The organism is Bacillus sp. YBsi01 (assembly GCF_038406745.1).
Taxonomy (GTDB): Bacteria; Bacillota; Bacilli; order Bacillales; family Bacillaceae; genus Bacillus; species Bacillus siamensis.
In genome coordinates this window covers 3,145,001-3,158,699 of record NZ_CP151679.1, presented here as the reverse complement: position 1 = coordinate 3,158,699, position 13,699 = coordinate 3,145,001, and the positions used below count along the sequence as shown (strand labels likewise).

Genomic DNA, 13,699 nt, shown 5'->3' with positions numbered 1-13,699 from the left:
ATGGCCGGAATCTATATCATTCTGATTGCTCTCATCCTGCTCGTAAGTTATTTCAGCATGACCAGCGGGCCTTTTTCAGCAAAACCGGGTGAACTGCTCAGTGCGCTTTTCCGCATCCATCCGAATCCTCAATATGACATTTTGCTGTTTCAGCTAAGGCTGCCGCGTATTGTCATGGCGGCTGCCGTCGGACTCGGATTGGGGATAGCCGGAGCCGTTATTCAGGCCGTTACCAAGAACGGGCTTGCCGATCCCGGCATTCTGGGCATCAATGCCGGAGCCGGTGCGGGAATCGTCACGTTTATGCTTCTGTTTCAGGGTCAATCTGAAGCGACGGCGCTTGCCTCCGCAATGGGCATGCCTGTCTTTGGGCTCATCGGCGGATTAATGGCTGCCGTGCTGATTTATATTTTCGCCTGGCACCGGGGGCATTTAGAATCCGGAAGAATTATTCTTGTGGGAATCGCCATGAATTCCGGATTCAGCGCGCTGTCTTTATTTCTTTCATTAAAAATGGACCCGCAGGATTATGAGATGGCGATGGTCTGGAAGAACGGCAGCATCTGGTCGGCAAACTGGATGACCATTACCGCAATACTGCCGTGGCTGATCGTGTTCATTCCTCTGCTGATGGCGAAAACGTCATTGCTGGATACCATTCGTTTCGATGAGGACACGGTGAAAAGCCTCGGAGTCTCAACCAATAAAGAAAAAACCATTTTACTCGTTGCCTGCATCGCTTTGATCAGCGCATGTGTAACCGCAGCGGGCAGCATGGCATTTGTCGGACTGATCGCGCCTCATATTTCCCGCAGGCTTGCCAGCATTGAACACAGATATTCATTACCTGTCAGCGGACTGGTCGGCATGCTGCTCGTCATCTCCGCCGATTTTGCGGGCAAATTATTCTTTCAGCCTTCAGAGGTGCCGGCGGGCATTATTCTTGCGATTCTCGGCGTTCCTTATTTCTTTTTTCTTCTGTTTAAGCAAAAAAAGGGGTTGGATGCTTGAGAGGCACACTTACAAAACACCGGATAAACGGAAAGGAATGCACGGTATACCTTCCTCCATCCGCTCCGGTTCAAACGAGGGCTTTACCCTGTGTCTACGTGCTTGATGGGGGCGATTTGTTTTTAGAGCAGATGGATAAGCTTGAACTCCAATTCGCAAACGGAAAACTCCCTGAATTGATTCTCGCCGGCATCAAACCGGATACCAGGCTCGATGAGTACACGCCATGGCCTGTGCCTTCTCTGAGTCCTGCGTTTCCTGATTTCGGCGGCAAAGGGAGCCTCTTTCTTGAGGAGCTGACAAATGTCATCATCCCAACGATTGAAAGTATGAATCCCATGTCTGCCCATCCGGATACAAGAGGACTGATCGGCGCATCATTAGGAGGACTGTTCTCGATATATGCGATGTTACTGAAGCCTGAAACATTCGGCAGAATCGGCTGTATTTCCGGGTCCTTTTGGTATGAAAAATCGGCTGACTTTGTCCGCTCCGCGTCTTTGCAGCCGGCACGGCAGCGTATCTACATGTCTGTCGGAAGCCGTGAAGCAGAGCAAAAATGTAACATCCAAAACACCATGATCCGACAAAATAAAGACGTGTACAAAAGCCTGAGGCAAAAAGGCTTTTCTCAAGCTCAGCTCTCATTCACGATCGAAGAGGGCGCCGTGCACCATCAAGAAGCGTTCAAAAGACAATTCAATTCAGCTCTAAGCTGGCTATACGGAAAAAACCGCTCACGTGGCTGAGCGGTTTTTTTCATACTTCATCACGACCGGTTTAAGTTCAAAACGTCTCAGCAAATAGCCGAACAAAGCGGCAAGGATTTGCTGAAAAAGCATCCCGATGACGACCGGAACCGCCACTTGGGACGGAAAAAAAGAAACGGCAAGAACAGCTCCCGCACTGATATTACGCATGCCTCCCGTATAAATCAGAGACACAATTTCATCCCGGCTCCGCTTCATCAGCCTTCCGATCAGCCAAGCCACGGCATAACCCGTCATGGCAATAAAAAATACCATAGCCGCGATGCCCGCAAACTTGATATCCACGTGCGTGACATACGGCGCGATTTCCGAACTGTTAATGGCGATGACAATCATCAGACAGATTTTTGAAAATGGAGACAGTGACCGGCTTATCGCCTGAGTCCTTACCGGCGGAGAGAACTGGTTGACCATCATCCCTGCGATAGACGGGATCACCACCATTTCCGCCAGCCCTTTCATCATTCCCCATACATCCATCTGAACATTCGCCCCGGCCAGGACAGAAAGGCTTAACGGTACGATAAAAGGAGACAGCACGGTATCAACAAGGATAATAGACAGCGTCAATCCGACATTTCCCTTATACATCGCAGCCCAAATCAAACTCGTAATTCCGGTCGGGATTACCACACCCATAATCAGCCCCGTCACGGTTAAAGGGTCACCGCTGAATATCAGATGGCCGCTTCCCCATGCAAAAACAGGCATGAAAATATGCAGAACAAACAATGCCATAATCATCGGGAGCGGCTGCTCAATACTGCGCTTCAGCGATTGAAAATTGGCACTCAGACTGCCCGTAAATGTAATAAATGCAAAAACCCACGGCACAGCGCCGGCCATCCAGCTGATATGCTGAGATAACAGCACACCCGCCGCTACACTTGACGGAGTCAACAGCGGCATGATTCTCCCCAACACTTGGTTCAACTTCTGAAGCCACATCATATGCAAGTCCCCTATATACGGTTTTCAAGTCTCATTCATTATAACAATGCACACCGGCGAATTTAACCGAAAAAAAGCCCGGATATATTCATCCGGACTTCACAAATTCTATGCCATTTGTTTCATTAAATCTCGGCTTTTCTGATTTAATCCCTTTAATTCAGCTTCAATCCCGTATTCTTTACATTTGCCGACAATTTTCTCAAGAGCCGCCGCTCCAGAATCATCCCAGACATGGGCATCGGTCAAATCAATGACAATCCGCTTCACACCTTCATCATAAACGATCGCATTCATCAGCTCAGACACGGAAGCAAAAAAGATCTGTCCCGTTACCTTATATGTTCTGACATCATTCTGTTCGGAATGTGACACAATCTTCAACTTAGAAATTTTAGCCGTGAAAAAGATCGCGCTTAGCAGCACACCCGCGAAAACACCCTTTGATAAATCATTTGTCAAAACGACCGTCACGACGGTAATAACCATAACGATCGAATCAGTAAGGGGCGCTTTCCGCAAACCTTTAATCGACGACCAGTCAAACGTGCCGATGGACACCATAACCATCACCGCCACCAGCGCAGCCATCGGAATTTTCACGACGATGCCGCTTAATACGGCAATTAAAAACATTAAAAACGCTCCGGCCGTAAAAGCCGATAACCGGCCGCGACCTCCGGCTTTCGTATTAATGACAGACTGGCCGATCATGGCGCATCCGGCCATGCCTCCGAAAAAGCCGTTCACAATATTGGCGATGCCTTGTCCGCGGCTTTCTTTGTTCTTATCACTATCCGTATCCGTCATTTCATCAATGATCTGGGCCGTCAGCAATGACTCAAGCAATCCGACGAATGCAAGCGCCAGTGAATACGGGAAAATAATCCGCAATGTCTCAAACGTCCACGGAACATCCGGTATCAAAAAATGCGGAAGTGAACTTGTAATCCCGCCCATATCACCGACCGTGCGGACATCCGCATGGAAGACCACCGCAATGATCGTCATGACAATAATCGCCACCAGCGGAGACGGCACGGCAGTCGTAACCTTCGGCAAAAGATATATGATAGCCAGTGATCCGGCAAGCATGGCATACATGACCCATGAAGCCCCTTTGAACTGCGGGAGCTGCGCAGAAAAAATCAAGATCGCCAAGGCGTTCACAAATCCGATCATGACCGAACGCGGAATAAATTTCATCAATCTCGCTATCTTAATGACACCAAGAATAAATTGAATAATACCTGTCAAAATGGTTGCCGCAAACAAATACTGCAGTCCGTAATCGGCCACCAATGTCACCATGACAACCGCCATTGAACCAGTAGCGGCTGAAATCATTCCCGGTCTGCCGCCGAATATAGAAATAATAATCGCGATACAAAATGATGCATAAAGGCCGACCATCGGATCGACACCTGCAATAATTGAAAACCCGATCGCCTCAGGGATCAGAGCAAGAGCAACAAGGATACCCGCCAGAATGTCTTTCCGGACATTCCCGAACCACTGCTGCTGTAACGTATAATCTTTCAAATGATAACGACTCCTTTTTACTATAAAAATCCGCACCCTATCAGTTGGAAACATTGATTTTCATCTGGGGAATATGAGGCAAGCTTACGGGGAAAAAGGGGACACGCTCAGAGTATAATGTCGTTGAGGAAAGGAATGGTTAACAAAGAGTATCATATTAAACTTTAAAGAAATGTGCAAGACCGTATAAATAAGAAAAGAAAACGGCTCTCACTGGAGCCGCTTCCGCTTTTATAAAAGTTCCGGATCAGACACAAGAATGGTTTTGATTGCACTGATATCCTTTCTTTCTTTTGTCACCGGGTCGATGCCCATAAGATGATCAATGGCTTCTTCATAATTCTTCAGTTCTGTCTTCTCAGTAATGAAATCATAGAGCTGGGGGAGATCGGATGCGCATGCTAACGCGGCCTCCATAATCTGCCGGGCTTCACCTGTGCCCACAATCGTCACGCCGTTTGACAGCAGCTGGTACGGCCTGACCGTCATCTCATACGTATCATCAAAGCCCATCGGCACAATTCTGCCTCCCTTTTCAATAAAAGGATAAGCCCAATCAAGCTGGTTGCCGATCGCGTCAAATATCACATCAAATTTTCTTCCTTGATTAATCCGTTTCACTTCATCTACAGTTAATGCTTCAGGATGGTAGACATAGTCCGATATCCGGCTTGCCGCCTCGCTCCGGAAACTGCCTATTTCAGTCGCAACCGTCAATCGCGCCAGTTTTTTTACCATCATTTGCACAAGCAGTCCGATCGGTCCGGATCCCAATACCAAAACCGAGTCCTCCGGCTGAATCGAAGCCTTATCCACAACATTCAGCACACAGGAGAGAGGTTCAACCAATGTGGCCCGCTCCCATTCCATTGAATCCGGAATTTTGTACATGAACCTGTCTTCCCCCACGTAATATTCCGCAAACGTCCCGTGCGCCCCGATTCCGAGCTGCCACTCCTCGAAGGTTTCGCAATAACACGTCAGCCCTCTCCGGCAATAATGGCATTTCCCGCAAAACTGCGTAGGATCTATCACGACGCGGTCTCCGACTTTTACATTTGTCACGTCCGGCCCGACTTCCGTGACCGCTCCCACGGATTCATGCCCCATAATCATATGATGGGTCGCATTCATTTTTCCCTTCAGCACATTTAAGTCCGTGCCGCAGATTCCGGTGCCGAAAATTTTCACCTTCACATCATTGGATTTTCGAATTTGAGGCTCGTCCACCTCTTGATATTCAAGCTTATCATTAGGAGTCCAGACCAACGCTTTCATATCTCTCTTCCTTTCTGCCCCAGCGGATTTGGTCTAATAATGTTTGATGAAGCTCCTTCGTTGATGCTGCAATACACGATTGCTGATTCTGATAACTTAAATCTGTCAGAAGCGTTTCGTCCAAAGACCGGCCGTACGCATCTGTAATGACGACTCCCGCTTTCTTCGCCAAAAAGACGCTTGCGGCAATGTCATAAGGAAATAAGTGCAGCACCAGTCCGTTCCCGACCTGCTGAAAATCTGAAAGCAGTTTCGGATCATCTTTCAGCAGACGATTACCGATATCCACATAAGCATCCATCTGCCCCGTAATAATTCGTGAAATCGAATAAGAAGCGCTGTTGAAAACAAAGACTCCTCCGTTATTGGCCGACCGGTCAATCAGATGACCGTATGCGTCCGTCATCAGCTGCGCCGGATGCCCGTTAAACTCAAGGCTCCAAAACATATTCTTAATATCCTGCACTCCGCTCAAATTCGGCAATTCTCCCTGATACCCCTCAAACTGAATGGCATCACTGTAAATATCACCGTACATATAAGCACCCGATTTCAATTCAAGCAAAAAAGCAAATTCGATATCCTTAATCTTTGCGTTTGGCTTATATGAAGCAAGCGCAATCGAAATACATGACATTTCAAGCCCCGCGGCGGCCGGACGCGTTCCGTCTATCGGATCTACAATTAAAATATATTGCGGATCTTCTCCAATCAGCTTCAGCCCGCCATCCTCCGTGTAAAAGGCAACCGGATGGCCCTTTTCTTGAATATAATCCAGCACCGCCTCCTCAGCAGCGGCGTCTATATTAAATTGCGCGTCGCCTCCAGGTGAATATCCGTTAACAAGCCGGTTTTTCAGTGTGCCTTTTTGATTTTTCACCTTTTGATAAACAAATTGTCCAAGCTCAATGATATAGTTTCTCACTTGATTTCCTCCAATAGCTTGCGAAGTCTGTAGCAGAGCACCTCAGCTTCACTAAGTGTAATGGTTAAAGGCGGACGGATTTTAAATACATTTCCGAATCCGTAACGGGATGTCCGGAGAATCAGCCCGTAATCCATCGCCCGTTTGGCAATATAATTGGTCAATTCCACATCCGGTTCATTGTTCTCTTTGACAATTTCCACACCGATCATCAGACCGACGCCTCTTACTTCAGAAATAAAAGCAAAATCCTCTTTCATCGTTTCTAAGCAATCCATAATATAATGACCGACAGTCGTTACGTTCTCCAAAAATCCCGGACGTTGCATGATATCTATGGTTTTACAAGCGGCAGCGGCGGCCATCACATTTGACCCGTACGTGAAGGAATGCGTATACCCCGGAAGCCCGGTGTACTTGTCCTCCGTCAGAGTGGCGGCGACTTGGAAGCCTGTGCCTCCCAGCCCTTTTGCTACCGTCATCATATTAGGTTTCACATCGAAATGGTCTGCGGCAAACATTTTGCCCGTCCGTCCGAACCCGGTCTGAATTTCATCAAAGATCAGGGCGATTTCATGTTCATCACAAAGCTTTCTCAGCTGTTTAAAATACTCTTTAGGCGGGACGACGTTTCCGCCATTTCCGGATATCGGCTCAATAATCATGGCGGCAATTTTTCCATTGCTTGCATACTCAATAAAATCGTTAATTCTTTCTACGCACAGCATACCGCACGAATCCGGTTTCTGATTATAAAAACAGCGGCTGCAATAGGGATCTGGAACTTGTAAGCCAAAAGAAATTTGCGGCGGGAAAGGTTCTTTTCTGAATGAGTTGCCGGACAAAGCGGAAGTCATATACGTTTGTCCGAGGTGGCTTCGAAATAAGGAGATGACATCGGTTTTTCCGGAGTAATACTGAGCCATTTTAATAGCTCCTTCATTTGCACCGGAACCGCTGCTGACTTTAGGGTGTACTTTTGTGAGATTATCGGGGGCGATTTCTACTAGTTTTTCTGCTAGTTTATTTACGGCATCTGTTTGAAAGGACGATGTCACATGGATCAGCTTGTCGGCTTGATCTTTAACCGTATCAATGACCTCTTTGTTACCGTATCCTAAATTCAAGTTAAATGTGGCAGAGGCGCAATCAATATACTCATTTCCCTCTTGGTCGTACAGGTAAATCCCTTCTCCGCGCTCCATGACTACATCGTCAACACTGTAATACAAGCTGTCTGGATTCGTGATTTCCTTCGTTCCCACAAATACCACCCCTATGAAATTATTAGAAATTCGCTTTTTATCGTATTAATTATTGAAAATAATGTCAACGATCTTTCTTGTAAAAAATGTTAACAATTTGTTAACGTTACCATAAGGGATGTACGTGAAAAGGTTATGTGATATAGTAACAATACTTGGATTTTTTGTAAAATCAACATGTCGTGCAAGTAGAGAGAAAAATTATTTTACCAATAAGGAGATAAAATGATGAAAACTCGTCTGCTGTGGATAAGCTGTTTCTCTTATGGATCGATTGCTTTTACACTTGTCATTCTTGGAGCCGTACTGCCTGAGTTACTCACACATTATTCACAAAGCTACAGTAATGGCGGAGTATTAGTATTTTCTCAGTTCATGGGCTTCCTCATAGGTGTCATCGGAATGCCTTACATGGTGAAAAAACTCGGACGCAAAAACGCCGTTATCCTTGGCCTGGCGCTCATCAGCTGTGAAATTTTCATCACCTTCCTGCCGCCCTGGCCGCTGCTCTTTCTTCTCGTCAGCCTCGCAGGACTTGGCGCGGGATTGGTTGAATCCTGTGTAGGCACAATCATCCTCACAGCTATAAAAGAAAGACAAGCCGTGGCCATGAGCAAGATGGAAGTGGCTTACGGATTAGGGGCGCTGTTCATGCCTCTGCTCTCAGGCTTTCTTATCAACAGCCACATGTGGACAATTGCTTTCTTAGTATTAGGGTTATCCAGTTTTGCACTTTTAATCGCATGGAAGCAAATGAGTTTCGGCAGTATTGATGAGCTTCTCATACGCAAAGAGGTCTCTTCTGATGATACTAAAAAGAAAAGCTCCGGGTATCGGTCACACGGAGTGCTGTTTATCGCGCTGGCGGCTGCTTATTTCTTCTTTTACGGCGGCAGTGAAGTTTCAATCGTGCATTTTATCCCCTCCATTTTCGCTGAAAAATGGGATATCCCCAGCTCTTTAGCAACGATAACAGTAACAGTGTATTGGACCGGGATGATTATCGGCAGGTTATTAACAGGCCCGGTATCTGAAAAGCTGACCTATCACCGTTATCTCCGGATCATAAGTATTGGCGGTCTGGCTGCACTTGCTGTACTAGCTTTAAGTAAAGACGTATGGTTTGGTTTTGCCCTTTGTTTCTTCTTAGGATTGTTCATGGCCGGCATGTTTGCAATTGCCCTGATCATCACCAATCATTTTTATCCCGGAAAGACAGAAACGACCACCAGTATTCTGCTCGCTTCAAATGGATTAGGAGGTTCACTCCTTCCGATCGCCGTCGGCTGGAGCTTAGATGAATATCCCGCCCAAACCGCGTTCTGGCTGTTTACTGCACTGATGCTTCTTATGCTGCTGATTGTGTTCAGTTTAAGAATACTCGAGACAATAAAATCAAACAGTCTTCAAAATCACACCAGTAAAACAAAATCAATATAAACAAAAAAGCTAATGCCTTGGAAAGGCATTAGCTTTATATATATACATCTTTCATATAAAAAACCCAGTTCATGATGAACTGGGTCAAGATCGCTTGGCGGCGTCCTACTCTCACAGGGGGAAACCCCCGACTACCATCGGCGCTGAAGAGCTTAACTTCCGTGTTCGGCATGGGAACGGGTGTGACCTCTTCGCTATCGCCACCAAACCATTGAGAGTGTTCTCTCAAAACTAGATAACAGTAAGCATACATTCAAAAATGGTTAAGCCCTCGATCGATTAGTATCTGTCAGCTCCATGTGTCGCCACACTTCCACCTCAGACCTATCAACCTGATCATCTTTCAGGGATCTTACTTCCTTGCGGAATGGGAAATCTCATCTTGAGGGGGGCTTCATGCTTAGATGCTTTCAGCACTTATCCCGTCCGCACATAGCTACCCAGCGATGCCCTTGGCAGAACAACTGGTACACCAGCGGTGCGTCCATCCCGGTCCTCTCGTACTAAGGACAGCTCCTCTCAAATTTCCTGCGCCCGCGACGGATAGGGACCGAACTGTCTCACGACGTTCTGAACCCAGCTCGCGTACCGCTTTAATGGGCGAACAGCCCAACCCTTGGGACCGACTACAGCCCCAGGATGCGATGAGCCGACATCGAGGTGCCAAACCTCCCCGTCGATGTGGACTCTTGGGGGAGATAAGCCTGTTATCCCCGGGGTAGCTTTTATCCGTTGAGCGATGGCCCTTCCATGCGGAACCACCGGATCACTAAGCCCGACTTTCGTCCCTGCTCGACTTGTAGGTCTCGCAGTCAAGCTCCCTTGTGCCTTTACACTCTACGAATGATTTCCAACCATTCTGAGGGAACCTTTGGGCGCCTCCGTTACCTTTTAGGAGGCGACCGCCCCAGTCAAACTGCCCACCTGACACTGTCTCCCCGCCCGATAAGGGCGGCGGGTTAGAAGGTCAATACAGCCAGGGTAGTATCCCACCGATGCCTCCACCGAAGCTGGCGCTCCGGTTTCCAAGGCTCCTACCTATCCTGTACAAGCTGTACCAACATTCAATATCAGGCTGCAGTAAAGCTCCACGGGGTCTTTCCGTCCTGTCGCGGGTAACCTGCATCTTCACAGGTACTATAATTTCACCGAGTCTCTCGTTGAGACAGTGCCCAGATCGTTGCGCCTTTCGTGCGGGTCGGAACTTACCCGACAAGGAATTTCGCTACCTTAGGACCGTTATAGTTACGGCCGCCGTTTACTGGGGCTTCAATTCGCACCTTCGCTTACGCTAAGCGCTCCTCTTAACCTTCCAGCACCGGGCAGGCGTCAGCCCCTATACTTCGCCTTACGGCTTCGCAGAGACCTGTGTTTTTGCTAAACAGTCGCCTGGGCCTATTCACTGCGGCTCTCTCGGGCTTGCACCCTAACAGAGCACCCCTTCTCCCGAAGTTACGGGGTCATTTTGCCGAGTTCCTTAACGAGAGTTCTCTCGATCACCTTAGGATTCTCTCCTCGCCTACCTGTGTCGGTTTGCGGTACGGGCACCTCTCACCTCGCTAGAGGCTTTTCTTGGCAGTGTGGAATCAGGAACTTCGCTACTATAATTCGCTCGCCATCACAGCTCAGCCTTCACGGGAAACGGATTTGCCTATTTCCCAGCCTAACTGCTTGGACGCGGATATCCAATACCGCGCTTACCCTATCCTCCTGCGTCCCCCCATTGCTCAAATGGTGAGGAGGTGGTACAGGAATATCAACCTGTTATCCATCGCCTACGCCTTTCGGCCTCGGCTTAGGTCCCGACTAACCCTGAGCGGACGAGCCTTCCTCAGGAAACCTTAGGCATTCGGTGGAGGGGATTCTCACCCCTCTTTCGCTACTCATACCGGCATTCTCACTTCTAAGCGCTCCACAAGTCCTTCCGGTCTTGCTTCACAGCCCTTAGAACGCTCTCCTACCACTGTTCGAAGAACAGTCCGCAGCTTCGGTGATACGTTTAGCCCCGGTACATTTTCGGCGCAGAGTCACTCGACCAGTGAGCTATTACGCACTCTTTAAATGGTGGCTGCTTCTAAGCCAACATCCTGGTTGTCTAAGCAACTCCACATCCTTTTCCACTTAACGTATACTTTGGGACCTTAGCTGGCGGTCTGGGCTGTTTCCCTTTCGACTACGGATCTTATCACTCGCAGTCTGACTCCCAAGGATAAGTCATCGGCATTCGGAGTTTGACTGAATTCGGTAACCCGGTAGGGGCCCCTAGTCCAATCAGTGCTCTACCTCCGAGACTCTTACCTTGAGGCTAGCCCTAAAGCTATTTCGGAGAGAACCAGCTATCTCCAGGTTCGATTGGCATTTCACCCCTACCCACACCTCATCCCCGCACTTTTCAACGTGCGTGGGTTCGGGCCTCCATTCAGTGTTACCTGAACTTCACCCTGGACATGGGTAGATCACCTGGTTTCGGGTCTACGACCACGTACTCATGCGCCCTATTCAGACTCGCTTTCGCTGCGGCTCCGCATCTTCTGCTTAACCTTGCACGGGATCGTAACTCGCCGGTTCATTCTACAAAAGGCACGCCATCACCCGTTAACGGGCTCTGACTACTTGTAGGCACACGGTTTCAGGATCTCTTTCACTCCCCTTCCGGGGTGCTTTTCACCTTTCCCTCACGGTACTGGTTCACTATCGGTCACTAGGGAGTATTTAGCCTTGGGAGATGGTCCTCCCGGATTCCGACGGAATTTCACGTGTTCCGCCGTACTCAGGATCCACTCTGGAGAGAACGAAGTTTTGACTACAGGGCTGTTACCTCCTATGGCGGGCCTTTCCAGACCTCTTCATCTACCTCGTTCCTTTGTAACTCCGTACAGAGTGTCCTACAACCCCAAGAGGCAAGCCTCTTGGTTTGGGCTGATCCCGTTTCGCTCGCCGCTACTCAGGGAATCGCATTTGCTTTCTCTTCCTCCGGGTACTTAGATGTTTCAGTTCCCCGGGTCTGCCTTCTCATATCCTATGTATTCAGATATGGATACCACTCCATTACGAGTGGTGGGTTTCCCCATTCGGAAATCTCCGGATCAAAGCTTGCTTACAGCTCCCCGAAGCATATCGGTGTTCGTCCCGTCCTTCATCGGCTCCTAGTGCCAAGGCATCCACCGTGCGCCCTTTCTAACTTAACCGTTAAAAAGAATCACTACGTGATTTCTTGCATTACAATTGAATGTGAATTACTTCTGTTATCTAGTTTTCAAAGAACATTATCTCGAAGAATCGAATGATCCTTCAAAACTAAACAAGACAGGGAACGTTCTGTTTATAAGACCCAAGGTCTTATATTCCGTTAAAATCCTTAGAAAGGAGGTGATCCAGCCGCACCTTCCGATACGGCTACCTTGTTACGACTTCACCCCAATCATCTGTCCCACCTTCGGCGGCTGGCTCCATAAAGGTTACCTCACCGACTTCGGGTGTTACAAACTCTCGTGGTGTGACGGGCGGTGTGTACAAGGCCCGGGAACGTATTCACCGCGGCATGCTGATCCGCGATTACTAGCGATTCCAGCTTCACGCAGTCGAGTTGCAGACTGCGATCCGAACTGAGAACAGATTTGTGGGATTGGCTTAACCTCGCGGTTTCGCTGCCCTTTGTTCTGCCCATTGTAGCACGTGTGTAGCCCAGGTCATAAGGGGCATGATGATTTGACGTCATCCCCACCTTCCTCCGGTTTGTCACCGGCAGTCACCTTAGAGTGCCCAACTGAATGCTGGCAACTAAGATCAAGGGTTGCGCTCGTTGCGGGACTTAACCCAACATCTCACGACACGAGCTGACGACAACCATGCACCACCTGTCACTCTGCCCCCGAAGGGGACGTCCTATCTCTAGGATTGTCAGAGGATGTCAAGACCTGGTAAGGTTCTTCGCGTTGCTTCGAATTAAACCACATGCTCCACCGCTTGTGCGGGCCCCCGTCAATTCCTTTGAGTTTCAGTCTTGCGACCGTACTCCCCAGGCGGAGTGCTTAATGCGTTAGCTGCAGCACTAAGGGGCGGAAACCCCCTAACACTTAGCACTCATCGTTTACGGCGTGGACTACCAGGGTATCTAATCCTGTTCGCTCCCCACGCTTTCGCTCCTCAGCGTCAGTTACAGACCAGAGAGTCGCCTTCGCCACTGGTGTTCCTCCACATCTCTACGCATTTCACCGCTACACGTGGAATTCCACTCTCCTCTTCTGCACTCAAGTTCCCCAGTTTCCAATGACCCTCCCCGGTTGAGCCGGGGGCTTTCACATCAGACTTAAGAAACCGCCTGCGAGCCCTTTACGCCCAATAATTCCGGACAACGCTTGCCACCTACGTATTACCGCGGCTGCTGGCACGTAGTTAGCCGTGGCTTTCTGGTTAGGTACCGTCAAGGTGCCGCCCTATTTGAACGGCACTTGTTCTTCCCTAACAACAGAGCTTTACGATCCGAAAACCTTCATCACTCACGCGGCGTTGCTCCG

At 48.7% G+C, this 13,699-nt stretch carries 8 protein-coding genes and 3 rRNA genes (1 of these 11 only partly in view); 3 read left to right on the top strand and 8 right to left on the bottom strand.

Annotated elements, in window-relative coordinates; genetic code table 11:
- Both feuC and AADZ70_RS15985 read left to right on the top strand, forming a co-directional pair.
- Positions 1-1,011 (top strand): iron ABC transporter permease FeuC, encoded by a 1,011-nt coding sequence (gene feuC, locus AADZ70_RS15990; RefSeq protein ID WP_342008068.1) that lies wholly within the window; start codon positions 1-3, stop codon positions 1,009-1,011.
- Positions 1,008-1,760 (top strand): alpha/beta hydrolase-fold protein, encoded by a 753-nt coding sequence (locus tag AADZ70_RS15985; RefSeq protein ID WP_188154684.1) that lies wholly within the window; start codon positions 1,008-1,010, stop codon positions 1,758-1,760. Before feuC ends, AADZ70_RS15985 begins: the two co-directional genes overlap by 4 nt.
- Here AADZ70_RS15985 and AADZ70_RS15980 read toward each other — a convergent pair.
- From AADZ70_RS15980 to AADZ70_RS15960, 5 genes are all read right to left on the bottom strand, one after another.
- Positions 1,749-2,690 carry a bile acid:sodium symporter family protein gene (locus tag AADZ70_RS15980; RefSeq protein WP_342008067.1) on the bottom strand — a complete coding sequence of 314 codons (942 nt, stop codon included), beginning with the start codon at positions 2,688-2,690 and terminating at the stop codon, positions 1,749-1,751. The two genes, AADZ70_RS15985 and AADZ70_RS15980, sit on opposite strands and share 12 nt — an antisense overlap.
- A 150-nt stretch (positions 2,691-2,840) precedes the next feature.
- Positions 2,841-4,274 carry a SulP family inorganic anion transporter gene (locus AADZ70_RS15975; protein WP_342007306.1) on the bottom strand — a complete coding sequence of 478 codons (1,434 nt, stop codon included), beginning with the start codon at positions 4,272-4,274 and terminating at the stop codon, positions 2,841-2,843.
- A gap of 231 nt (positions 4,275-4,505) precedes the next feature.
- Complete coding sequence (locus AADZ70_RS15970; RefSeq protein ID WP_016936937.1) at positions 4,506-5,552, bottom strand: alcohol dehydrogenase catalytic domain-containing protein; 1,047 nt, start codon at positions 5,550-5,552, stop codon at positions 4,506-4,508.
- Complete coding sequence (locus AADZ70_RS15965; RefSeq protein WP_342007305.1) at positions 5,527-6,477, bottom strand: inositol monophosphatase family protein; 951 nt, start codon at positions 6,475-6,477, stop codon at positions 5,527-5,529. The genes AADZ70_RS15970 and AADZ70_RS15965 overlap by 26 nt, the downstream gene beginning before the upstream one ends.
- Positions 6,474-7,742 (bottom strand): aspartate aminotransferase family protein, encoded by a 1,269-nt coding sequence (locus tag AADZ70_RS15960; RefSeq protein ID WP_016936939.1) that lies wholly within the window; start codon positions 7,740-7,742, stop codon positions 6,474-6,476. The genes AADZ70_RS15965 and AADZ70_RS15960 overlap by 4 nt, the downstream gene beginning before the upstream one ends.
- Positions 7,743-7,970: 228 nt before the next feature.
- On the opposite strand from AADZ70_RS15960, the gene AADZ70_RS15955 reads away from it, so the two are divergent.
- Positions 7,971-9,182: an MFS transporter gene (locus tag AADZ70_RS15955; protein WP_342007304.1), complete on the top strand. Its 1,212-nt coding sequence runs from the start codon at positions 7,971-7,973 to the stop codon at positions 9,180-9,182.
- A gap of 92 nt (positions 9,183-9,274) precedes the next feature.
- On the opposite strand, the gene rrf is transcribed toward AADZ70_RS15955, so the two are convergent.
- The 3 genes from rrf to AADZ70_RS15940 form a co-directional block, all read right to left on the bottom strand.
- Positions 9,275-9,390 (bottom strand): 5S ribosomal RNA (gene rrf, locus AADZ70_RS15950).
- Positions 9,391-9,441: 51 nt separating this feature from the next.
- Positions 9,442-12,370 (bottom strand): 23S ribosomal RNA (locus tag AADZ70_RS15945).
- A gap of 174 nt (positions 12,371-12,544) precedes the next feature.
- Positions 12,545-13,699 (bottom strand): 16S ribosomal RNA (locus tag AADZ70_RS15940); it runs 395 nt beyond the window's last position.
- The 16S, 23S and 5S rRNA genes sit together here, the layout of an rRNA operon.